Genomic DNA, 23223 nt, shown 5'->3' with positions numbered 1-23223 from the left:
AGGGCCCCGGCAGGCCGGGGCATGGGGATTACCACTGGTAACTCACAAAAATCTTACCGTTGCGTCCGTCCTGAGGAATGCCCTGAGGAGACCAGTACGCCTTGTCGAACGCGTTACCCAGCACCAGCGTCGTGGTTACCCCTTTGAGCTGCTCCTGGCCTTTATAACTTACGTAGAAATCGTTAACCGCATAGCCCGGCTGTTCGCTGTAGCTACTGCTGATATGGGTTGAGCGATCGACGAAGGTGCCGATCCAGCCGACGGAGAAACCGCTTTGCGCCACCGGGATATCCAGCTTGCTGGTGACGGTATCCGGGTTGATGCTGGAGATATACTCGCCCGTATCGGTATCTTTTCCCCGGGTGCGGTTATAGGCGACGTCGAGGTTGAACAGGTCGGCCGTGTATTTCGCCATCACGTCCCAGCCCCAGATTTTGGCGTGGGGAACGTTCATGGACATGGTGGTCGCAGCCGCAAAATCGACGCTGGTGGAGATGTAGTCTTTGGCTTTGGTGTCGAAGTAGCTGGCCTTGAACTCCAGCGCATCGTTAGCAAGCATGACGTCGTCAAAGCGCAGTCCGAAGCCAAACTCCTGCGTTTCATTGGTTTCCGGACGCAGGTTCGGGTTCGGTACCCAGTAGTTAGTGTAAAAGCGGCCGATGGAGAAGTGTTTGGCGTCGTTATACATTTCACCCATGGTCGGCGCACGGAAGGCCTGTGCGTAAGAGCCGAACAGCATCAGCCAGTCGGTCGGGCTGACGGTCAGTCCGGCACGGGAGGACCATCTGTCCGCGTTCACATCGTCGTATCCTTCGCTGCTCCCGCGGTAATTATCGTAACGGGTACCGCCGAGAAGCGTGACCGGCAGGTCGCGCAGGGTGATCTCGTCCTGCAGCCAGCCGGAGCTGAAATCGATTTTAGCCTCCGGGAAGCCGGTGGTGGTGCCCCCCGGATGTTGCTCCTGACGGTAGTATTCGCCGCCATAGGTCAGAAGATGTGAGGCAAACGTGTCGCTGAACAGACGGGTGCGGTTTTCCACTTTGCCACCTTTGGTGGTCTGCTTGCGAAACTCGCCGGTGCCGTCAATGTTCTGGGCGTTAATGCGCGCTTCAGACCAGTAGAGTTTCGCATCGGCATTCAGCCAGTCGTTGCCCTGGGGAGCCAGGTGATAGCCCAGCTGAGCGTCTCGCTGAATGGTGGAGCGATCGGTCATGGGATTGCTGCTGGCGTCCGCGGCAGGGGTTTGCGGGTTTTTTGGCTCCTGCGCCGCGTTATTGTAATAGCGCAGGGATCCGCTCAGGGTCTGGGCCGGGTCGATGGCCCAGCGGCCTTTTGCCAGCATGTTGTTGATGGATTCGTCATTCGGTGCTGTTCCACCGTCGCTCTGGCGCAGATCGCCGCGATCGCGGCTCGACCAGGCAACCAGTCCGTCCAGGGTTTCGGTACGCCCGTAAGCGCTGGCCCCCATGCCCAGACTGTGATCGCCCGTCGCGCCCGTACCAAACACGCGGTAGCCGCTGTTTTTTCCCGGTTCCAGCAGGTCATTTGCATCGGCGGTTTCATACGCGATCACGCCCCCCAGCGCGCCGCTGCCGTACAGTAAGGCTGACGGGCCGCGAACCACTTCGATACGTTTAATCAGAGCCGGGTCGAGGAACGTGCTGTTCAGGTGGCCAGTGTCGGTCCCCTGGCGCACGCCATCCACCAGCACCAGTACGCCGCGACGGTCGTAACCGCGCAGGTTGACGTCCTGACCGTTGGTGCGCCCGGTGCCGTCAAGCATCAGGCCTGGGACGTAGCGCAGCAGGTCGGCGGCGGAGCTGGCGGTCTGGTTTTCCGGGGCCGCGGTGTCAATCACGCTGACCATCATCGGGGCTTCGAAGGCGCTGCGTGCGTTGCCGGTGGCGATAACGGTCATGTCATCTGTGGCCGCAAACGCGACGCCCGGCAGGGCGCTGACAATGGATAGTGCAAGACAGGACGGGCGCAAAAATGCGGAATGCAGGTGTGGCATAGCAACTCTCCATAAAGAATCGAAAGCGCTGGCTGCCTGGGGATCACCTGGGTGGCTGGCGAAGGTATTGTGGTATTTATTTGGTGAGGATCAGCTTCCCGGCATGGGTCTGGCGCAACAGATAAAGCTGGCCGTCATGCTCGATGATCACGCGTCCCTCGTCCCCCAGCAGGCTTTTACTGTCGATCCGACGATCGGTGCGCGCTGGGGCAGGTGCTGTGTGTGTGTTTTCGGGCGTTGCCGCGTTGTTATCCGTACGTGACATAATGTTTATAAATAACAATCAATGTAACAATGATAATCATTATCAACAAAGTGAAAATTCACGGCAAGCGTTTTTGTGAAAAAACTGTGATGGGATCAAAACAGAAGCGGATGTGGCCGTGCGCGAACGTAGACCCTCTCCCGCAGGAGAGGGTAAGGTGAGGACTAAAAACGTGAATCGACCGCTGCCGCCAGTTTCTCCAGCAGCAGTTCGCTGTCTTCCCAGCTCAGGCACGGGTCGGTGATCGACTGGCCGTAAACCATTGGCTGTCCGGCTACGATTTTTTGCGTGCCTTCCCGAATAAAACTTTCGGCCATAATGCCCGCGATGGCGGTTGAACCGCTGACGATCTGCTGGCAGATCTCATCACACACGTCCAGCTGGCGGCGATGCTGTTTCTGGCAATTGCCGTGGCTGAAATCCACCACCAGGTGTTCCGGCAGGTCGAACTCGGCCAGCGTTTCGCACGCCGCAGCAATATCTTGCGCGTGGTAATTAGGCTTTTTCCCGCCACGCATGATGATATGCCCGTATGGGTTGCCACTGGTCTGATAAATGGTCATCTGACCGCGCTTATCCGGCGACAGGAACATATGGCTGGCACGCGATGCACGGATCGCGTCAACGGCAATTCGCGTGTTGCCATCGGTACCATTTTTAAAACCAACCGGGCAGGAGAGGGCAGAGGCCATCTCACGGTGGATCTGGCTTTCCGTGGTACGCGCACCGATAGCGCCCCAGCTGATGAGATCGGCGATAAACTGTCCGGTCACCATATCGAGAAACTCGGTGGCCGTCGGTACGCCCAGCTCATTGACCTGCAAAAGCAGTTTACGCGCCAGCTCAATGCCATAATTAACACGGTAGCTGCCGTTCAGATCCGGGTCGGAAATCAGTCCTTTCCAGCCCACGACGGTGCGCGGTTTTTCAAAGTAGGTGCGCATGACAATTTCAAGGCGATGCTGGTACTTGTCCCGCAGTCCCTGTAGCCGTTTTGCGTAATCCATTGCGGCATCCAGATCGTGGATGGAGCAAGGGCCAATCACCACCAGAAGACGTTTGTCTTCGCCATTAAGGATTTTTTCAATGCGACGGCGGGATGCCGTGACATGTTCCGCTACACCCGCGGAAACAGGATGCCGCTGTGCCAGTTCAGCCGGTGTGACCAGGCTGTCAATGCGCGCAGTGCGGAGTTCATCGGTTTTATTCATGAAATGTCTCAGAAAAATTTTTGCTTCATCGGCAGACTACCGGGAAGTGATGGGCATCACCTTAAACCAATCCCTGCTGAATTCAAGTTCGGCGCGTCTGCGCGCCGAGGATGTGGTGATGATACCCGATTCTGAGTTATTGTACTAGCATGTTAGTACATGCGGCGGTTGAGTCCCATGATATCGAGGATTTTGGTGGCGATCTCTTCTACCGAATAGTTAGTGCTGTTTAGCCACGGGATCTGGTTTTTGCGGTACAGCGCTTCCACCTCGGAAACCTCCATTCGACACTGGCGCATTGAGGCGTAGCGGCTGTTCTCACGGCGTTCTTCACGTATTGCCGCCAGCCGTTCCGGGTTGATGGTCAGGCCAAACAGCTTGTGCTGGAGCGGCTTAAGGGCGGCTGGCAGCACCAGATTGTCCATGTCATCAGCAATAAAGGGGTAGTTGGCGGCGCGGATACCGAACTGCATCGCCAGGTAAAGGCTGGTCGGGGTTTTCCCGCAACGCGAGACGCCCAGCAGTATCACCTGCGCCTGGTCGAGGTTACGCAGCGAAATACCGTCGTCGTGCGCCAGGGTGTAATCAATGGCGGCGATACGCGCATCGTATTTGGTGAGGTTGCCGGGGTTCAGCCCGTGCGTTCGGTGGGCGATAGGCGTCGGGTCGAGTTTCAATTCGCTCTGCAGCGGGGCCACCAGCGCCTGGACGATATCCTGACAGAACCCTTCACTTTGCAAAATAATCGCGCGAATTTCAGGGATCACGATGGAGTAGAAGACCAGCGGGCGGACCCCCGTCTGCTGGAAGATGGCGTCAATCTGGTCCTTCACCGCCTTTGCACGGCTCTCATTTTCCACAAACGGCAGCGTGATGCTGTTAATCGAAACGGGGAACTGCGACATCACCGCATGTCCCAGCACTTCGGCGGTAATCGCCGTACCATCAGAAATATAAAAAACGTGGCGATCGACAGCATTATCCATTTTACCCACCCTGAACATCGTACGTAATTGTCTGAAAGCATAAATTAAAAAAGTAAATTACACAGCAAAGAACTTATCCTAATTATAAATGAAACGGTGTTTTTGATTTTCCTGAAAAGTGGATTTCATTTTTCAATTAGCGACTTTATTTTTAGGGTTTTTGGCTGAATATATAGGAATCATCGGGTTAGCGGATGGTGGGAAAGTATCCGAAAAGTTGAAAATTTAAATTGCTTACACGATTCACCGTTTTTTTAGCGGAAATAATTATGCCAGTATAAATACGTAGTCAGGTGTTTCTTACTCCGATCAAATATCACAAAAGGATTGTTTCGATGTCCAACAATGGCTCGTCACCGCTGGTGCTTTGGTATAACCAACTCGGCATGAATGATGTAGACAGAGTTGGGGGCAAAAATGCCTCCCTGGGTGAAATGATTACAAATCTGTCGGGTATGGGTGTCTCCGTACCGAACGGGTTTGCCACAACCGCCGATGCCTTTAACCTGTTTTTAGACCAGAGCGGTGTAAACCAGCGCATTTATGACCTGCTGGATAAAACGGATATTGATGATGTGACCGAGCTTGCGAAAGCCGGTGCCCAAATCCGCCAGTGGATTATCGACACACCTTTCCAGCCGGAACTGGAAAAAGCCATTCACGAAGCCTACAACCAGCTATCAGCGGATGATGCCCAGGCGTCGTTTGCCGTGCGTTCTTCTGCCACCGCGGAAGATATGCCCGATGCGTCATTCGCCGGACAGCAGGAAACCTTCCTTAACGTTCAGGGTTATGACGCCGTGCTGGTGGCGGTGAAGCACGTCTTCGCGTCCCTGTTCAATGACCGCGCCATCTCTTACCGCGTGCACCAGGGCTATGACCATCGCGGCGTGGCGCTTTCTGCTGGCGTACAGCGCATGGTGCGCTCCGACGTGGGCTCTTCCGGCGTGATGTTCTCCATCGACACCGAATCCGGCTTCGACCAGGTGGTGTTCATCACCTCGGCGTGGGGTCTGGGTGAGATGGTAGTACAGGGTGCGGTGAACCCTGACGAATTCTACGTTCATAAGCCGACGCTGGCCGCAAACCGTCCGGCGGTCGTTCGCCGCACGATGGGCTCGAAAAAAATCCGCATGATCTATGCGCCGACGCAGGAGCATGGTAAGCAGGTTAAGATTGAAGACGTACCGCAGGAAATGCGTGACCGTTTCTCCCTGACCGATGCAGAAGTGCAGGAGCTGGCGAAACAGGCGGTACAGATCGAAAAACACTATGGCCGTCCGATGGATATCGAATGGGCCAAAGATGGCAACACCGGCAAGCTGTTTATCGTGCAGGCGCGTCCGGAAACTGTCCGCTCCCGCGGTCAGGTGATGGAGCGTTATACCCTGCACGCACAGGGCAAAATCGTGGCGGAAGGCCGCGCGATTGGTCATCGCATCGGTGCCGGTCCTGTCAAAGTGATCCATGACATCAGCGAGATGAACCGCATTCAGCCAGGCGATGTGCTGGTGACCGACATGACCGACCCGGACTGGGAACCGATCATGAAGAAAGCGGCGGCCATCGTCACCAATCGCGGTGGCCGTACCTGCCACGCGGCAATCATCGCCCGTGAGCTGGGGATCCCTGCCGTTGTCGGTTGCGGTGATGCGACCGAACGCATGAAGGACGATCAGAAAGTGACCGTCTCCTGTGCGGAAGGCGATACCGGTTACGTGTATGCCGATATTCTCGACTTCAGCGTGAAGAGTTCAAGCGTCGATACCATGCCGGATCTGCCGCTGAAGATCATGATGAACGTTGGTAACCCGGATCGTGCGTTTGACTTTGCCTGCCTGCCGAACGAAGGCGTTGGCCTGGCGCGTCTGGAATTTATCATCAACCGTATGATTGGCGTTCACCCGCGCGCGCTGCTGGAATTTGACGACCAGGACGCGAAGCTGCAGAACGAAATCCGCGAGATGATGAAAGGTTACGACTCGCCAAAAGAGTTCTACGTCGGTCGTCTGACCGAGGGGATCGCCACGCTGGGCGCGGCGTTTTATCCGAAGCGCGTGATCGTCCGTCTGTCCGACTTTAAGTCAAACGAATACGCGAATCTGGTGGGGGGTGAGCGTTACGAGCCAGAAGAAGAGAACCCAATGCTCGGCTTCCGTGGCGCCGGACGTTATGTTTCCGACAGCTTCCGTGCCTGCTTCGCGCTGGAATGTGACGCCGTGAAGCGCGTGCGCAACGACATGGGACTGACCAACGTTGAGATCATGATCCCGTTCGTGCGTACCGTGGATCAGGCGAAAGCGGTGGTGGAGGAGCTGGCACGTCAGGGTCTGAAGCGCGGCGAAAACGGGCTGAAGATTATCATGATGTGTGAAATTCCGTCCAACGCCCTGCTGGCTGAGCAGTTCCTGGAGTACTTCGACGGCTTCTCTATCGGCTCGAACGACATGACGCAGCTGACGCTCGGACTTGACCGTGACTCCGGCGTGGTCTCTGAACTGTTTGATGAGCGTAACGAGGCGGTGAAAGCGCTGCTGTCGATGTCCATCCGCGCCGCGAAGAAACAGGGTAAATATGTCGGGATTTGCGGTCAGGGTCCGTCTGACCATGAAGACTTTGCCGCATGGCTGATGGAAGAGGGGATTGACAGCCTGTCCCTGAACCCGGACACCGTGGTGCAAACCTGGCTGAGCCTGGCCGAACTCAACAAGTAACGCCATCAGCACCAGAAAAAGGCGAGGATATATTCCTCGCCTTTTTTATTTCATGCCTTATTTGCGCCCCATCACAAATAAAGTAAAAAACCAAATATCATAATTTGTCTGTTAATTTAGACAATTGTTAGCGCGCAAAGCGTTGCTAATACTTGAGCCTTACCGCGCATTTCCCTCGCTGATGCGCAACTGGTTGAAATACGTTTTAACCTGATAAAAAGGCAAATAACAATGACAATCTCCTCTGTATTGCGTACCAAAGATAAAATAGGTTATGGCTTAGGTGATATGGCCAGTGCGCTGGTCTGGCAAACGGCAACCTTATTTCTCGCCTATTTCTATACGGATGTTTTCGGTTTGCCTGCGGCCATCATGGGTACCATGTTTTTAGTGGTGCGCGTGGTGGATGCTTTTGTCGACCCTTGCATCGGCGCGCTGGTCGACCGCACCCAGACGCGGCACGGTCGCTTTCGTCCCTGGCTATTGTGGTTTGCCATCCCATTTGGCGTAAGCTGCCTTATCACCTTCTATGTACCGGACGTCGGGCCGACGGCGAAAATCGTCTATGCCTGCGTTACTTACGCCATCTTAAGCCTTATTTATTCCGCGATTAACGTCCCGTATTGCGCTATGCCCGGGGCGCTGACGCTGGATCCGCGTGAGCGTCACTCGCTGCAGTCCTGGCGCTTCGGCCTGTCGTTCATCGGCGGGTTGATTGTGACGGTGATCGCCTTACCGCTGGTCTCGCTGTTAGGCCAGGGCAACGTTCAGAAAGGCTATTTCTATGCCATGAGCATGATGGGCCTGCTGGGTATTATTCTCTTCTTCTGCTGTTTCCTGATGACCCGCGAGCGTTATTCCCCGCGTAATGACACCTCGGGTTCGATGATCGGTGATTTAAAACTGCTGGCCGGAAATAGCCAGTGGCGAATTGTTTTCTTGTTTAATATTTTGCTATTAACCGCAGTGGTGACGCGTGGTTCTGCCACCATGTATTACGTGAAATATGTGCTTCTGCGCCCGGAGTTGGTATTTGCCTTTATTGTTTCCGGGATGGTGGCGTCCTTAACGGGGGCATTATTATCTGAACGTCTGTTGGGGAAATTTGACCGCGTCCGCGCCTATCAGTGGACCATTATTTCCTTCGTGATTTTCGGCGCGCTGATTTTCTTCCTGCCGCCTTCGCAGATCTGGCTGATTTTTGGCCTCAACATTATCTTTAGCTTTATTCAGAACCTGACCACGCCGCTGCAGTGGACCATGTTCTCTGATGTGGTCGATTATGAGGAGCATCGCAGCGGCCGTCGTCTGGATGGTCTGGTCTTTTCTACCGCGCTGTTTGCCATCAAATTTGGTCTGGCGCTGGGCGGGGCGGTGGTCGGTTGGGTTCTCGGGATGGTGGATTATGCGCCCGGTCAGGCAACCCAGGCACCGCACGTGCTCTCTACCATTAATGCGCTCTTCACCCTCATCCCCTGCGTGCTGTTCCTCTGTATGGTCGCGCTGCTGACCATTTACAAACTCAACAGCAAGCTCGTCAATTCCATCGCCCGCGAGCTGGCCAGCAAACGCGAGGTGCGAGACGAGACAGGACAACTCACCCCGGCCACCCATTCCGCAATACAGGAGTAACACATGACTGCGATTTATAAGGACGCGGGACGTCCCGTGCATGAACGCGTCGCCGACCTACTGGCACGCATGACCCCGGAAGAGAAGTTCGCCCAGATGCATGCCTACTGGTTGATCCTCGATGAAAACGGTAACCACCGCGAACGCAGCGATCTGAGCGATGAATTCGCGGGCGTGAGCGAACAGGCTGCGCTTAGCGAACGGCTGAAACTGGGGGTGGGACAGATCACGCGTCCACTGGGCACCCATATTGTTGATGCGAAAACAGGCGTGCGTGCCGCTAACCGCCTGCAGCGCATGATGATGGAAGAGACGCGCCTCGGAATTCCGGCGCTGTTCCATGAAGAGTGCCTGGTGGGGCTGTTGTGCAAAGATGCCACGCTGTTCCCGTCGTCGCTGAACTACGGTTCGACCTGGGATCCGCAGCTGGTGCAGCGTGCGGCAGAACAGATTGGCAAAGAAGCACGTTCCGTTGGCTGCCAGCAGGGGCTGGCCCCGGTGCTGGATGTCTCTCGCGACGTTCGCTGGGGACGCACCGAAGAGACCTTCGGAGAAGACCCGTGGCTGGTGGGGGTGATGGCCACGGCATACGTGAAGGGTTTGCAGGGCGATAAGCGCGATCTTCTGGCAACGCTCAAACATTATGTGGGCCACTCCTTCAGCGAAGGGGCACGCAACCACGCGCCGGTGCATCTTGGCTTTAGCGAACTGAACGACATCTTCCTGCTGCCGTTTGAGATGGCGGTGAAGCTGGCCAATGCCGGTTCGGTGATGCCTGCCTATCACGATATCGATAACCAGCCCGGACACAGCGACCACTTCCTGATGACAACCGTGCTGCGTGAACAGTGGGGGTTCGATGGGATCATCGTTGCGGACTACGGCGGCGTGAGCCTGCTGCACCAGCATCATGGCATCTCGCACGATGCCGCCGAATCTGCAGCGCTGGCCTTCAATGCCGGGCTGGATGTCGAACTACCAAAAGATGACTGCGCGCGTCATCTGGCACAAGCCGTTGAGCGCGGACTGATTTCCATGGCGAAAGTCGATGAAATAGTGGCACGCGTCCTGACCGAAAAATTCCGTCTTGGCTTGTTTGAAAAACCGTATGCCGATGAACAGGGCATCGATTTGCAAAATGAGGCAACGCGTCAGGTTGCAAGGGAAGTGGCGACCCGTTCGCTGACGCTGCTTGAGAATAACGGCATTTTGCCCCTCGGCGGCAACCCTCGCGTGGCGGTCGTCGGGCCAACGGCAGACGATCCGCTGGCGCTCCTCAGCGGTTACAGTTTTCCGGTGCACCTAATTATTAGCGACATGGTGGAAGAGACCTCGCAGGTCACGACACCGCGCGCGGCGCTCGAGCAGTATCTGGGGGCCTCGCGGGTACGTTATGCCAAAGGCTGTCACATTATCGAAAAACGGATGGCGGGTGCGCCGGTGTTTCCGGGTGACAGCGGCGGTAAACCCATGCAGCAATCTCCGGTTTCGCAGCGTACCGACCTGATCCCTGAAGCCGTGAAAGCCGCACAGGAGAGTGACGTGGTGGTGGCCTGCGTTGGCGATCTCGCCGGGCTGTTCCAGAGCGGAACCGTCGGTGAGGGCTCTGATACCGACTCTCTGGATCTGCCGGGCGTACAGCAACAATTGCTGGCTGCGCTGGTGGCCACCGGCAAGCCGGTTATCGTGGTCATGACCGGCGGGAGGCCTTACAACCTTCAGGGGCTGGAAGATAACGTCGCCGCGCTGATGATGGCCTGGGCACCAGGGCAGGAGGGCGGCTGGGCGATTGCGGATGTATTAACGGGCCGCGCTGAACCGCAGGGGCGTCTGGTGGTCAGCGTGCCGAAAAGCGCGGGAGCAATGCCCTATTACTACAACCACAAGCTCAAAAGTGGCGGCACACCGTTTGCTTTCCATTTTGGCTCCCGCTATCCCTTTGGCTTCGGTCTCGGCTGGACGCAGTTTAGCTGGGGAACGGCGCGCGTGGCTGAACCCCGCGTTCCGATCGACGGCGAGGTGGTCGTAAGCCTGGATATCACTAATACCGGTGAGCGCAGCGGCAGCGAGGTGGTACAGGTCTATGTCCGGGATAACGTCGCCACGCAAGTGCGGCCATTGCAGGAGTTGAAGGCGTTCCAGCGCGTCACGCTCTCACCGGGTGAAACCGCCACGCTCACCTTTACGTTGCCCGTAGAGATGTTCAACTTTACCCGTCGTGACGGCAAACGGATCGTTGAGCCGGGTGAATTTGAGCTGCAGATTGGTGCATCGTCGGCGGATATTCGCGAGGTGGTGACGGTCAATGTGACTGGAGAAACCCGTGTATTGTCAACGGAATGGCGGATGCTTAGCACCTGTGACGTCAGCCGCGCGTAATCAGGATAAAAAAAAGCCCATCGTGGGAGATGGGCAAAGACTACACACAGCAATTCGTTGTTTCACTCAGGGGATTTCCATGCTTATAAATCAAGGTGTTGATTTATAACCGTGTCCTAATAGTAGGCATGTCAGCTTTTAGCGTCGATCAGATTCGTCTCAATAGTTAAAGAGACGTAAAGATTTCTTGAGGTTAATAGGGGACTTAGAGCCGTAATAGCGGGTCTGACCAGTGCGCAACGAATAAATACTTTAGCAACGTTTAAGTATTAAAGGAGAATATGTAGGCCGGGTACGCGACTGCGTTACCCGGCCTGTCCATTACTGCTTGTTCTTATCTTCCAGCTCTTCCAGTTCGCTCAAAATCACGTCCGGGTCCGTTCCCGGAGGCGGGATTTCGTGCACCCAGGCGGAGAACAGACGCCAGGTCACGGCCAGAAGCACCGGACCAATAAACAGACCAATCATCCCAAAGGCAATCAATCCACCAATTACGCCTGAGAGAATAAGGATCAGCGGCAGGTCTGCGCCCATGCGAATAAGGATGGGACGAATAACGTTATCCATGGTGCCGACCACGCAGCTCCAGACCAGCAGAACGGTGCCCCACGTGGTATCGCCGGTCCAGTACAGCCAGATAATGCTGGGTACCAGCACCAGCAACGGACCCAGTTGCGCAAGGCAGGTCATCAGCATGACCACGGTGAAGACGGTGGCGTACGGCACGCCAGAAATCGCAAGACCAATACCGCCCAGCACCGCCTGAACCAGCGCCGTTACCACGACGCCAAGCGCAACCGCGCGCACGGCCTGCGCCGCCAGCAGAACCGCGGCATCACCCCGTTTGCCCGCCAGGCGAGTGGCAAAATGACGAACGCCCAAAGCCACCTGCTCACCGCGCCAGTACAGCAGGGCACTAAAGACCAGCATCAGCGTACAGTGCATCATAAAGCGGCCAATGTGCGCCGCCTGACCCACAAACCAGGTGGTGGTGGTGCCAATATACGGGCGCACTTTCGCCATCAGGGCGCTGCCACCCATCTCCAGCAGGCCATGCCAGCCGCTGTAAAGTTTTGCGCCAACAACCGGAATGCTGTTAAGCCAGGCGAGATCCGGCGGCGTCAGATCGCCACTGGTCACGGCGCGAATCACCGGGCCGCTGGAGTCGACAAGGCTGTTGACCAGCAGCGCAACGGGAATAATGAACAGCAGGAACAACAGCAACGTCATCACCAGGACCGCCAGCCCACGACGTCCGAAGAGCAGTTTCTGCAACCGTAACAGTAAAGGCCAGGTGGCAACCACAACGGTTGCAGCCCAGGCGAAGCCGAGAATGAAGGGTTGAACGATCCACAAACACGCAATAATCATGAGGGCCAGGAACAGCACCGACAGCAAAATTTGCGCAACATCCCTGGGCTGGCGAAGATTGACCATAAATGAAACTTTCCTTAATTGAACACCAGCGTGGCTGGCGGGAACGGAAAACCGCGATTCTCTAATCATTAATGATTTCAGCGATTTTTGACAGGCGAATTCTGCCTGTAATTCTGCAGAGCGTATAAGAAAAAAATGTGATAAAACTTTTACGATACACGCAAACGATTTCACACCTCTAATTAGGGTCGACAGTAATGATCCCACAGATTTCTCAGGCACCTGGCGTCGTTCAGCTGGTGCTTAATTTTTTGCAGGCACTGGAGCAACAGGGTTTTACAGGTGATACCGCCACACATTATGCCGACAGGCTGACAATGGCGACCGACAACAGTATCTACCAGCTTCTTCCCGATGCAGTCGTGTTTCCCCGTTCAACGGCCGATGTGGCGCTTATTGCGCGGCTCGCAACGCAGGAGCGATTTACCTCGTTGGTGTTCACGCCACGCGGCGGCGGCACCGGCACCAATGGTCAGGCGCTGAACCAGGGCATCATCATTGATATGTCGCGCTATATGAACCGCATCATTGAGATCAATCCCGAAGAAGGATGGGTGCGTGTCGAAGCGGGCGTCATCAAAGATCAGCTTAACCAGTACCTCAAGCCTTATGGTTACTTCTTTGCCCCCGAGCTCTCTACCAGCAACCGTGCGACAATCGGTGGGATGATTAACACCGATGCCTCCGGGCAGGGGTCGCTGGTCTACGGTAAAACCTCCGATCACGTTCTTGGCGTGCGCGCGGTGCTGCTGGGCGGCGATATCCTGGATACCCAGCCGATGCCGGTCGAACTGGCGGAAACGCTGGGTAAAGACAACACGGCCAACGGGCGGATTTACCGCACCGTGCTTGAGCGCTGTCGCGATAACCGCCAGCTGATCCTCGACAAATTCCCTAAACTGAACCGCTTCTTAACCGGCTACGATCTGCGTCATGTCTTTAACGATGACCTGACGCAGTTTGATTTAACCCGCGTGCTGACCGGCTCCGAAGGGACGCTGGCATTTATTACCGAGGCGCGGCTGGACATTACGCCGCTGCCGAAAGTGCGTCGGCTGGTGAACGTCAAATACAACTCCTTCGATTCTGCCCTGCGAAATGCACCCTTTATGGTTGACGCGCGGGCGCTGTCGGTGGAAACCGTCGACTCTAAAGTGCTTAATCTGGCTCGGGAAGACATCGTCTGGCACTCGGTGAGTGAGCTTATCACCGATGTACCTGATAAAGAGATGTTGGGTCTCAACATCGTTGAATTTGCCGGCGATGACGAAGCGCTGATTGAAAGCCAGGTCACCACGCTCTGTCAGCGGCTGGACGAACTGATTGCAGCAGGTGAAGGTGGGGTGATTGGCTGGCAGCTTTGCAGCGAACTCTCCGGCATTGAGCGTATTTACGCGATGCGTAAAAAAGCAGTGGGGCTGCTGGGCAACGCGAAGGGGGCGGCCAAACCGATTCCCTTTGCTGAAGACACCTGCGTCCCGCCTGAGCATCTGGCGGATTACATCGTTGAGTTCCGCGCCCTGCTGGACAGCCACGGTCTGAGCTACGGCATGTTCGGCCACGTGGATGCCGGGGTGCTGCACGTGCGTCCGGCGCTGGACATGTGCGATCCGCAGCAGGAGATCCTGATGAAACAGATCTCCGACGATGTGGTGGCGTTGACCGCGAAATATGGCGGTCTGCTCTGGGGAGAACACGGGAAAGGGTTCCGCGCGGAGTACAGCCCGGCGTTCTTCGGTGAAGCGCTCTACGCTGAGCTGCGTAAGGTCAAAGCGGCATTCGATCCGGATAACCGTCTCAACCCGGGTAAAATTTGCCCGCCAGAGGGCGTCGATGCCCCAATGCTGCAGGTGGATGCCGTCAAGCGCGGCACCTATGACAGACAAATCCCGATTGCGGTGCGCGCCTCCTGGCGTGGTGCAATGGAGTGTAACGGTAACGGTCTGTGTTTCAACTTCGACGTGAAAAGCCCAATGTGCCCGTCGATGAAAATTACCAGTAACCGCATTCACTCGCCCAAAGGCCGCGCAACGCTGGTCCGCGAATGGCTGCGTCTGCTGGCCGACCGCGGGGTTGATCCGCTGAAGCTGGAACAGGAATTACCGGAAAAACGCGCCAGTCTGCGCTCGCTGATTGAACGTACCCGCAACAGCTGGCATGCGAACAAAGGCGAGTATGATTTCTCCCACGAGGTGAAGGAGGCCATGTCCGGCTGCCTGGCCTGTAAAGCCTGCTCAACCCAGTGTCCGATCAAGATTGATGTGCCGGAGTTTCGCTCACGCTTCCTGCAGCTTTACCATACCCGCTATCTGCGTCCAATGCGTGACCATCTGGTGGCGACGGTGGAGAGCTATGCCCCGCTGATGGCGCGTGCGCCGAAGACCTTTAACTTCTTCATCAATCAGCCGCTGGTGCGAAAGCTTTCCGAAAAACATATCGGGATGGTGGACCTGCCGCTGCTGTCAGTCCCTTCGCTACAGCGTCAGCTCGTGGGGCACCGCTCGGCGAACATGACGCTGGAGCAGCTTGAGGCGCTGACCCCTGAGCAGAAAGCCAAGGTGGTGCTGGTGGTGCAGGATCCGTTTACCAGCTACTACGATGCCCAGGTGGTAGCCGATTTTATCCGTCTGGTAGAAAAACTGGGCTATCAGCCGGTGGTACTGCCGTTCTCACCAAACGGCAAAGCGCAGCACATTAAAGGTTTCCTTACCCGTTTTGCGAAAACGGCGCGGAAAACCGCTGACTTCCTCAACCGGGTGGCGCAGCTAGGGATGCCGATGGTCGGTGTCGATCCGGCGCTGGTGCTCTGCTACCGCGATGAGTATAAACAGACGCTGGGGGAGCAACGCGGTGATTTCCACGTCATGCTGGTGCACGAGTGGCTGCCGGCGGCGCTGCAACAGGCGACCGTGAAGGATGTGAGCGGTGAATCGTGGTATCTGTTCGGCCACTGCACGGAAGTGACGGCACTGCCGGGCGCCCCGGCGCAGTGGGCTTCTATCTTTGCCCGCTTCGGGGCGAAGCTTGAGAGCGTCAACGTGGGCTGCTGCGGCATGGCAGGTACCTACGGGCACGAAGTGAAAAACCACGAGAACTCGCTCGGTATCTATGAGTTGTCGTGGCATCAGGCGATGCAGCGTTTGCCGAGGAACCGTTGTCTGGCCACGGGCTACTCCTGCCGAAGCCAGGTGAAACGGGTTGAAGGGAACGGAGTGCGTCACCCATTACAGGCTTTACTGGAGATAATTGGATGATCTGGAAACGAGCCGTGACGCTGCAGGCGCTGAATGCCATGGGCGAGGGGAATATGGTAGGGCTGCTGGACATTCAGTTCACGCATATTGGCGAGGATGAACTGGAGGCCACGATGCCTGTCGATCATCGCACGCATCAGCCGTTTGGTTTATTGCACGGCGGCGCATCCGTCGTGTTGGCCGAAACCCTGGGGTCCGTGGCGGGCTATCTTTGCACCGAAGGGGAGCAAAAGGTCGTCGGGCTGGAGGTGAACGCGAACCATATTCGCTCGGTGCGAAGTGGACGGGTGCGCGGCGTTTGTCGGGCGCTACATGCCGGTAGCCGCCATCAGGTGTGGCAGATTGACATTCTTGACGAGCAGGATCGGCTCTGCTGTTCGTCGAGATTGACGACGGCGGTCGTGTAAAGTTTTCAGATGTTTTGCCTTTGGTCAAAAACTAGCCAGCCTCTTGTGATATACTGGTCAGGTTTTGTACATAAGCGAGGACATCATGGATACTGAAATAACCCCAACACAGCTGGCAATTGAATATTTACGTCGTGATAAAAGCAACCTGTCTCCGGCGCAGTACCTGAAAAAGCTGAAACAGCTTGAACTGGAGTTCACAGATTTGCTGGCGCTCTCTTCAAATGAGCTTAAAGAAGAGATCTACTTTGCCTGGCGGTTGGGCGTTCACGTCCATTGATCGTGACAGTAAAAAAAGGCCGCGTCAGCGGTCTTTTTTGTATCTGACGTTCAGTACCGGGCAGGCAGTTTATTGATTTTAACGAGCCTGCCTTCTTCTATCTCAATGAACCCGCCTGTTTTCAAATCCGCCAGAATACGCATCACCCCGCTGCGCGACAGCTGGGTTTTTTCGCGAATATACCGCTCTGCGGTGATGGCGTTGCGATAACTCTCATCTTCATCCATCAGCTTTATCAATTGCTGGCGAATCATCTCATAGGCCGTGGGCGCGCCCTGAGGCATCACATTATTGTATAGCCGGTTATAAACAAACATCAGGTGCTTAGACAGCAACCCCCATAACCCATTCTCTTTGATAACGGCTTCCACCTGAGCGGTGGTAAGCATACCCGTCAGGCAGGGGGTCACGGTTTTCAGATAATCATTGAAGTAGATGTCTGTCAGATTGGCGAGGCCAAAAAGCGCCGGGCTACGTGCGGTGGTGAGCATCATGTTGTCGCTTCTGCGGTAGATAGCAACGGTGCCTTCGAAGATCAAATAGCACACGCTCTGGCCATTAACCTGGAGATCCAGCTGTTCGCCGGGAGCGACATTGCGCGTGGTACAGTAGGGTTGCAGGAATGAAATCAGTTCTCGCGCGTAAGGAGAACCACGATGCGTTTTTTCAGTAGAGGACATAACCTATAACCCGTAGCGATAACCCCCCTGATTATAGCGTTACTCCTTATCGTAAACACGAGGCTAATCAGTATTTACGTGGTAAATGACGGATTTCCAGCAGCACGCCACGCTCCATCGTGATGTACTTTCCGGTACGCAGTTCCGCGAGAATACGCATAATCCCACTGCGTGAAAGGTAGGTTCGACTCTTGATATACGCTGCCGCCGTGATGTTTTTCCGTACGGCATCTGGCTCCTGCATCAGTTCGACCAGCTGAAACCGGATAATGTCATAGGCTGACATCTGCGATATTTGCGCGCAGTGCTCGTATACCCGGGAGGCGGTATAGATGAGTAGCTTTGAAAAATGTTCCCATAAGTTTTTTTCCGCCACGATCTTATTAAAATTATCCAGAGAGACATGCGCTATTTCTGAGGTTTCAAGCGCTCTGACGTACAGATGTTCAGAGGAGAACTGGCTGCTGACACCCAGAATAAAAGGTGAGGACTCTGAGTTTAAAACAATACCATCGCCACGACGATGCAGCGCAACGCTGCCGTGTAACAGCAAAAAACAGAGGCGAACATCATTATTGTGATACTGAATAATTTCGCCTTTCGCGAGAATATGCCTTTCCGTAAAAGGCAGCACAGTACTGATTAACTTATCAATATGGGCATACGGCTTTAAATCCAGTACGGTAGATTTTACATCGGTGAGGACCGCTGTCATTCGCGTGTTCATAAGGTGCTCCACTGCTTTCATTGCGATCATGGGTGACCGGCGTAGAGAATTATCTTAAAAAACAGCGACTACGGGAATATGCAGCACAGGTCTAAAAGTAGACTTTCAATATTATCCTGACTAACATTTTGAATTTAATGATCTTAACACTCCGGTCTATTAATAGACTGCCCGTTATATGCATAAGGCATTCCTTATTTACAATGTTTTATTTTTGTTAATTACGGGTCTACGGAAAGACTCCGAAAATGATTGTCGACGTCAACGGAGTTGTATAAATTTTATTTCATCGACAGCAAGTCATATGCGTCTTCAGACGTTTAATGAAATAAAATTATTTCATTTTTTTTGCTGCTGTCTGTAAAAGACAAAACATTAAGTGGGTGAAAAAACCGACGCGTCTTTTTGTCTGAATGTTAATAATAAATAAAGTGATACAGGATATAGCATGATGAAAAAAACACTTCTTCTGGCAACGATCGCAGCAGGTTCCGTACTGACAATGGCCAATGCGTTTGCCGCTGCAGGTACCGTTAATTTTAACGGAAATATTCTGGATTCTGCCTGTGATGTTGATGTGGCATCGCTGAACCAGGTGGTTGTACTTGGGGATTATTATAAAACAGAGTTTACCGCGACGGGGGCGAGAACCGCGGCAACGAAATTCGATATTATTTTGAAAAACTGTCCGGTCTCGGTCACGAATGCCAAAGTGCGCTTTGACGGTACTCCGGATGCGTCTAATAGCAATCTTCTGGCCATTGACACCTCCGTGGCGGGTGCCGCAACGGGCGTGGCGATCAACCTGATGACCGCGGATAAAGCCGACCTGCCTCTGCATGGCAGCAATGGTTACACCTACATGCTCAGCAGCTCTGCAGACAATACGCTCAATTTCTATGCCCAGTATATTTCGACCACGGCCAGCGTCACGGCGGGCCCGGCGAATTCTGTCGCCAACTTCTCGGTGGTTTATAACTAGCTCTTTTGCCTGAACGTCGGGGCCGCCCCGGCCCCCAATTTAATGAGGAACAGAATGTATTTTTTCAGAACCCCTTTACTGGCAACAGCGTTGTTATCTCTGATGCTGTCAACGGCTCATGCCGGCGTCATTATTGGTGGTACGCGCATTATTTTTGATGGCGCTAAAAAGGAAACGTCACTCAGTGTGAATAACCCTGATGGTACGCCGTATTTAATTCAGTCATGGATCGACGTGCAGGAAGGGGCGTCAGGCAAGGTGCCTTTTATTATTACGCCGCCTTTGTATCGTCTGGATGGCGGGCAAAAAAACGTTGAGCGCATCGTGATGACGGGGGCACTGCCTCAGGATCGGGAAAGTTTATTCTGGCTGAATATTAAAGCGATTCCGTCTGCCTCAACGCAGATGAACGCATTACAAATTGCGGTTAAAACGCGCATCAAACTGATTTATCGGCCCGCTGAGCTGCACGCGTCCACGCCTGACGAACAGGCCAGTCAATTACGCTGGCGCAGAACCGGGAATGAACTTCAGGTTAATAACCCGACCGCGTATGTCATCAATTTTAATGAAATCACCCTTGGAGGTAAAAAAATCGATGACGTGTCGTATGTCTTACCCGGTGGCTCAGTCCGTTTCACGTTACCGCAAGGGGCCAGCGGCAGTGTACTGACGTTTAAAGTGATTAATGACTTCGGCAGCCCTGGGGGGGCGCATCAGGCAACCTTATAACCGGTGAAACGCGGGCATTGCCTGTCATAAATGAGTTAAAAGCGATGGCAATACACTATTTTCGGGCTCGACCTGCACCCCTGGCGACAGTGATCGGATTAATACTTGCAGGTTCATCGCAGGCGCTTTTTGCCGGTGAGACATTTAATGCCGAACTGGTTGAACTTGATAATCCAGGAAGAGGGAGAACGGATTTATCGGCATTTGAATCCGGATCGCAGGCACCCGGCACCTATCACGTCGATATTGTTCTTGATGACCAACTAATGGCGACCCGCGATATCACCTTTACTGCAGTAAAAGACGAAAAGGGCAATGACGTCCTCCGGCCGTGCCTGAGTCTTGACCAGTTAAAACAGTGGGGCGTAAGAACCACGCTTTTCCCGCAGCTGGCGGCGAACAACGGTGAATGCGCAAACCTTCAGGCGATCCCGCAGGCCAGTAGCGATTTTCAGTTTGGCGCACAGCGGCTGGTGATCAGCATTCCTCAGGCCGCCATCGACCTGCCAGCCAGGGACGCGGTTCCGCCAGAGATGTGGGATGAGGGGATTAATGCCGCCATGCTTAATTACAGTCTGAGCGGCGCAAACGCGTGGGCGAAGAACACTCGCGGCAGCCAGAATGATAGCCAGTACGCCAACCTGCGCCCCGGGGTCAATATCGGGCCGTGGCGCTTACGTAATTACACCACCTGGTCTCGGGATTCCACCGGTGAGGATCGGTGGGACAACGTATATACCTATGCGCAGCGCGCCGTCATTCCGCTGAAAGCACAGCTGATTATTGGGGACAGTACCGCACCGGCGGATGTTTTCGACAGTATGCCATTTCGCGGCGGTCAGCTGGCCTCGGATGATGACATGCTGCCGGACTCTCTTAAAGGTTATGCGCCCGTGGTCCGCGGCATCGCGCGAACCAATGCGCAGGTGGTGGTCCGCCAGAATGGTTATCAAATTTATCAGAGCTACGTGGCGCCAGGCGCGTTTGAAATCTCGGACATGTATCCCACCGGCGGCGCAGGCGATCTGGATGTGACCATTAAAGAGGCTGACGGGAGTGAGCAGCATTTCACGCTGCCTTATGCCTCGCTGCCGGTCCTGCAGCGGGAAGGACGACTGAAGTATGCGGTGACGGCCGGGCAGTATCGCGCCTACAACAGCCGCGTGGAGAAAACGTCCTTTGGTCAAATCACCGGTATTTATGGGATTCAGCACGGCATCACCGTTTACGGCGGGATGCAGGGGTCTGATAAATACCGTTCAGTGGCGTTTGGCGTCGGTAAAAATATGGGGGATATCGGCGCGATCTCTGCCGACGTGACCCAGGCCTGGTCAACGCCGAATAACACCGACAAAACATCCGGTCAGTCCTTGCGCGCGCGTTACAGCAAAAATATGGCGAAGACCGGGACAAACTTTTCAATTGCGGGATACCGATATTCAACCCGTGGCTATTACGGGATGCAGGACGTGCTGGATTCCTACGGCGACAGCAGCGCCCTGCAGGATCGGCGGCGTAACCGTGCTGAACTAACCATGAGCCAGGCGCTGGGCGGCGCGCTGGGTTCACTGACGCTCAGCGCCGCACGCGAAGATTACTGGAATTCTGGTCAGGCGATGGCCTCCTGGAGCGTGGGCTACAACAATGACTGGAACAACGTCAGTTACGGTTTGACCTGGACCTACAGCAAGAATGGACGCGGGAGCGCGCAAAACGCGGACCACGATCGGTTGCTGGCCTTTAACGTCAGCGTACCGTTGGACAAATTCTTGCCGCGTACCTGGGCTATCTATGGCATGAACGCCAGTAAGCACAACGGCACGACGCACGTGGTCGGGCTGAACGGCGTGTCTCTGGAAAACAGTGCCCTGAACTGGAACGTGCAGCAAGGTTATGGCACACAGGGCACGGGAAATACCGGCAACCTGAACGGCGACTATAAAGGCACCTATGGCGAAATTGTCGCGGGCTACAGCTACGACAAACACAGCGAGCGCCTGAATTACGGGTTGCAGGGGGGCGTCATTGCTCACCGTGACGGCATCACGCTTTCGCAGCCGCTCGGTGAAACCAATATCCTGGTGAAAGCGCCGGGTGCACACGGTGTCGATATTCGCAATCAACCCGGGGTTCGTACGGATTACCGCGGGTATACGGTGGTTAACAATCTGTCGGTATACCGAAAAAACGACATCACTCTTGAGCCGGAAACTATGCCGGATGACGTGGAACTTGAGATTAATACGCGCACCGTAACACCGACTCGCGGGGCGATAGTGGAAGCCGATTATGTGTCTAAAATCGGGCGCCGGGTGCTAATGACCCTGTCCGACGGGCAATATGCCGTTCCGTTTGGTGCGGTCGTCACGCTCAAAGGCGACAGCAACAGCAGCTTTATTGTGGGCGACCGTGGTCAGGTCTATTTAACGGGACTGCCCGGACAGGGAGAAATCGTGGCAACCTGGGGAAATCAACCCGGTCAGCAGTGCCGCGCGCAGTTTAGCCTGCCTGCACAACCCACCTACGGCGGAATAACCGACGTTAACGCGCTTTGCCGCCAGGAAGGTTAAAAATGAAATTTGCTTTATCTCTGATCCTGCTCTGTTTACTGAGCGGGTGGAATAGCGCCCGTGCCGGCACCTGTACAACCATCACGCCGCAAATATCGACGATATCTGTGGGCACGATTAACGTGCAGCGTGATGCCCCCGTGGGCACCATTATTTTTTCTCGCGCTGCTTCATCAACGGGAACCTATTTAACGGGATGTTCTAACCCGCTGATGCTGGGATTCAGTATGCGATATAACAATGGGAACCTGAGCAGCTACGGTAACCATGTTTATGCCACCAATGTCAGCGGTATTGGTATTCGCTTTTCCTCGGGGAATTATTTTGAAAACCCGGCTTACACGTTTTCGTATAACGCGGTGACGTCGTATGTGGATTGGTTTGGTGGAAAAGTTGAGCTGGTGGTGACCGGCCCGGTAACGTCGGGCGCTTTAACGCCGGGCGTTATCGGAACCGTGGCGCTTCAGGGAAGTGACGGTGTTTATCGTGACGGTCTGACGGTCCAGTTAACTGACGGCACAATTAATGCGCTGGCATGCACGATAACGACGGCGCAGTTGACGTTCCCGATAGGCGATATTCCGGCCTCATCGTTTGGCTCCGTTATTGGAACCACGCCATCCGGCGCCCAAAATACGCAAAATCTGGGGTTAACCTGCAGTGCCGGCACCAATATCAGTGTGTCACTCAGCGGTATGCAAAATCCGGACAGCGCCAATACCAGCGTCATGGCATTAACCGGTCAGGGGAATGCCGGTACGGCAAAAGGGGTAGGGGTTCAGCTACTTTATAACGGTTCTCCTTTGGTAATGAACGGTCGCCTGTTATTAAAACAGTCTGCGGGAGGACAGGAGACGCTCCCGTTAACCGCGCGCTATTACCAGACGTTAACCACCGTGGAATCAGGCTCGGCAAATGCGTCAGCCACGCTTACGATAACCTATCAATAACCG

At 54.9% G+C, this 23223-nt stretch carries 17 protein-coding genes and 1 other RNA gene; 10 read left to right on the top strand and 8 right to left on the bottom strand.

Annotated elements, in window-relative coordinates:
* Positions 1-28: 28 nt before the first annotated feature.
* The 4 genes from HV157_RS03675 to ppsR form a co-directional block, all read right to left on the bottom strand.
* Positions 29-2014, bottom strand: a complete 1986-nt coding sequence (locus HV157_RS03675; protein WP_040017272.1) for a TonB-dependent hemoglobin/transferrin/lactoferrin family receptor — start codon at positions 2012-2014, stop codon at positions 29-31.
* A 76-nt stretch (positions 2015-2090) separates the two neighbouring features.
* Positions 2091-2279 carry a hemin uptake protein HemP gene (gene hemP / locus HV157_RS03670; RefSeq protein WP_020884389.1) on the bottom strand — a complete coding sequence of 63 codons (189 nt, stop codon included), beginning with the start codon at positions 2277-2279 and terminating at the stop codon, positions 2091-2093.
* Positions 2280-2443: 164 nt separating this feature from the next.
* Complete coding sequence (gene aroH / locus HV157_RS03665) at positions 2444-3490, bottom strand: 3-deoxy-7-phosphoheptulonate synthase AroH (RefSeq protein ID WP_025204385.1); 1047 nt, start codon at positions 3488-3490, stop codon at positions 2444-2446.
* Positions 3491-3642: 152 nt separating this feature from the next.
* Positions 3643-4476 carry a posphoenolpyruvate synthetase regulatory kinase/phosphorylase PpsR gene (gene ppsR, locus HV157_RS03660; RefSeq protein ID WP_020884387.1) on the bottom strand — a complete coding sequence of 278 codons (834 nt, stop codon included), beginning with the start codon at positions 4474-4476 and terminating at the stop codon, positions 3643-3645.
* Positions 4477-4811: 335 nt separating this feature from the next.
* Here ppsR and ppsA point away from each other — a divergent pair, with 335 nt between their 5' ends.
* From ppsA to HV157_RS03645, 3 genes are all read left to right on the top strand, one after another.
* Entirely contained in the window at positions 4812-7190 is a 2379-nt protein-coding gene (ppsA, locus tag HV157_RS03655; protein WP_020884386.1) for a phosphoenolpyruvate synthase, read from the top strand.
* A 231-nt stretch (positions 7191-7421) separates the two neighbouring features.
* Positions 7422-8822, top strand: coding sequence for an MFS transporter (locus tag HV157_RS03650; protein WP_020884385.1), 1401 nt, complete (start codon positions 7422-7424; stop codon positions 8820-8822).
* A gap of 3 nt (positions 8823-8825) precedes the next feature.
* A complete protein-coding gene (locus tag HV157_RS03645) occupies positions 8826-11201 on the top strand; it encodes a glycoside hydrolase family 3 N-terminal domain-containing protein (protein WP_040017274.1) in 2376 nt (791 codons plus the stop codon).
* 5 nt (positions 11202-11206) lie between these two features.
* Here the strand turns inward: HV157_RS03645 and rprA are convergent.
* Positions 11207-11314, bottom strand: an RNA gene (gene rprA / locus HV157_RS03640) — antisense sRNA RprA.
* 208 nt (positions 11315-11522) lie between these two features.
* Complete coding sequence (gene ydiK, locus HV157_RS03635) at positions 11523-12638, bottom strand: AI-2E family transporter YdiK (RefSeq protein WP_020884383.1); 1116 nt, start codon at positions 12636-12638, stop codon at positions 11523-11525.
* Between the two features lie 197 nt (positions 12639-12835).
* On the opposite strand from ydiK, the gene HV157_RS03630 reads away from it, so the two are divergent.
* The 3 genes from HV157_RS03630 (at position 12836) to HV157_RS03620 (ending at position 16579) form a co-directional block, all read left to right on the top strand.
* A complete protein-coding gene (locus HV157_RS03630; RefSeq protein ID WP_040017276.1) occupies positions 12836-15892 on the top strand; it encodes an FAD-binding and (Fe-S)-binding domain-containing protein in 3057 nt (1018 codons plus the stop codon).
* The gene (gene menI / locus HV157_RS03625; RefSeq protein ID WP_040017277.1) at positions 15889-16299 is read left to right on the top strand and encodes a 1,4-dihydroxy-2-naphthoyl-CoA hydrolase; all 411 of its coding nucleotides are present in this window, start codon (positions 15889-15891) and stop codon (positions 16297-16299) included. The genes HV157_RS03630 and menI overlap by 4 nt, the downstream gene beginning before the upstream one ends.
* An 85-nt stretch (positions 16300-16384) precedes the next feature.
* A complete protein-coding gene (locus HV157_RS03620; RefSeq protein ID WP_003857766.1) occupies positions 16385-16579 on the top strand; it encodes a YdiH family protein in 195 nt (64 codons plus the stop codon).
* 50 nt (positions 16580-16629) lie between these two features.
* On the opposite strand, the gene HV157_RS03615 is transcribed toward HV157_RS03620, so the two are convergent.
* Together HV157_RS03615 and HV157_RS03610 are read right to left on the bottom strand one after the other, a co-directional pair.
* Complete coding sequence (locus HV157_RS03615; protein WP_040017278.1) at positions 16630-17259, bottom strand: winged helix-turn-helix transcriptional regulator; 630 nt, start codon at positions 17257-17259, stop codon at positions 16630-16632.
* 67 nt (positions 17260-17326) lie between these two features.
* The gene (locus tag HV157_RS03610; protein ID WP_025204381.1) at positions 17327-17986 is read right to left on the bottom strand and encodes a winged helix-turn-helix transcriptional regulator; all 660 of its coding nucleotides are present in this window, start codon (positions 17984-17986) and stop codon (positions 17327-17329) included.
* Between the two features lie 451 nt (positions 17987-18437).
* Here HV157_RS03610 and HV157_RS03605 point away from each other — a divergent pair, with 451 nt between their 5' ends.
* From HV157_RS03605 to HV157_RS03590, 4 genes are read left to right on the top strand one after another with little or no spacing between them, the layout of a single operon-like run.
* Positions 18438-18968, top strand: a complete 531-nt coding sequence (locus HV157_RS03605; RefSeq protein WP_025204380.1) for a fimbrial protein — start codon at positions 18438-18440, stop codon at positions 18966-18968.
* A 54-nt stretch (positions 18969-19022) separates the two neighbouring features.
* Entirely contained in the window at positions 19023-19700 is a 678-nt protein-coding gene (locus HV157_RS03600) for a molecular chaperone (protein ID WP_020884376.1), read from the top strand.
* Between the two features lie 44 nt (positions 19701-19744).
* Positions 19745-22270: a fimbria/pilus outer membrane usher protein gene (locus tag HV157_RS03595; protein ID WP_182268497.1), complete on the top strand. Its 2526-nt coding sequence runs from the start codon at positions 19745-19747 to the stop codon at positions 22268-22270.
* Positions 22271-22272: 2 nt separating this feature from the next.
* The gene (locus HV157_RS03590; protein ID WP_020884374.1) at positions 22273-23220 is read left to right on the top strand and encodes a fimbrial protein; all 948 of its coding nucleotides are present in this window, start codon (positions 22273-22275) and stop codon (positions 23218-23220) included.
* Positions 23221-23223: the final 3 nt, after the last annotated feature.

Source organism: Enterobacter sp. RHBSTW-00318 (assembly GCF_014101375.1).
Taxonomy (GTDB): domain Bacteria; phylum Pseudomonadota; class Gammaproteobacteria; order Enterobacterales; family Enterobacteriaceae; genus Enterobacter; species Enterobacter ludwigii.
Note: the sequence above shows the minus strand (reverse complement) of the source record. Positions and strands in the feature narration are given on the sequence as shown.

Coding starts and splice junctions, on each gene's coding strand:
- HV157_RS03675 (WP_040017272.1), bottom strand. CDS start 2,014: ATGCCACACCTGCATTCCGCATTTTTGCGCCCGTCCTGTCTTGCACTA.
- ppsR (WP_020884387.1), bottom strand. CDS start 4,476: ATGGATAATGCTGTCGATCGCCACGTTTTTTATATTTCTGATGGTACG.
- HV157_RS03645 (WP_040017274.1), top strand. CDS start 8,826: ATGACTGCGATTTATAAGGACGCGGGACGTCCCGTGCATGAACGCGTC.
- HV157_RS03615 (WP_040017278.1), bottom strand. CDS start 17,259: ATGTCCTCTACTGAAAAAACGCATCGTGGTTCTCCTTACGCGCGAGAA.
- ydiK (WP_020884383.1), bottom strand. CDS start 12,638: ATGGTCAATCTTCGCCAGCCCAGGGATGTTGCGCAAATTTTGCTGTCG.
- ppsA (WP_020884386.1), top strand. CDS start 4,812: ATGTCCAACAATGGCTCGTCACCGCTGGTGCTTTGGTATAACCAACTC.
- menI (WP_040017277.1), top strand. CDS start 15,889: ATGATCTGGAAACGAGCCGTGACGCTGCAGGCGCTGAATGCCATGGGC.
- aroH (WP_025204385.1), bottom strand. CDS start 3,490: ATGAATAAAACCGATGAACTCCGCACTGCGCGCATTGACAGCCTGGTC.
- HV157_RS03595 (WP_182268497.1), top strand. CDS start 19,745: ATGGCAATACACTATTTTCGGGCTCGACCTGCACCCCTGGCGACAGTG.
- HV157_RS03605 (WP_025204380.1), top strand. CDS start 18,438: ATGAAAAAAACACTTCTTCTGGCAACGATCGCAGCAGGTTCCGTACTG.
- hemP (WP_020884389.1), bottom strand. CDS start 2,279: ATGTCACGTACGGATAACAACGCGGCAACGCCCGAAAACACACACACA.
- HV157_RS03590 (WP_020884374.1), top strand. CDS start 22,273: ATGAAATTTGCTTTATCTCTGATCCTGCTCTGTTTACTGAGCGGGTGG.
- HV157_RS03600 (WP_020884376.1), top strand. CDS start 19,023: ATGTATTTTTTCAGAACCCCTTTACTGGCAACAGCGTTGTTATCTCTG.
- HV157_RS03630 (WP_040017276.1), top strand. CDS start 12,836: ATGATCCCACAGATTTCTCAGGCACCTGGCGTCGTTCAGCTGGTGCTT.
- HV157_RS03620 (WP_003857766.1), top strand. CDS start 16,385: ATGGATACTGAAATAACCCCAACACAGCTGGCAATTGAATATTTACGT.
- HV157_RS03650 (WP_020884385.1), top strand. CDS start 7,422: ATGACAATCTCCTCTGTATTGCGTACCAAAGATAAAATAGGTTATGGC.
- HV157_RS03610 (WP_025204381.1), bottom strand. CDS start 17,986: ATGAACACGCGAATGACAGCGGTCCTCACCGATGTAAAATCTACCGTA.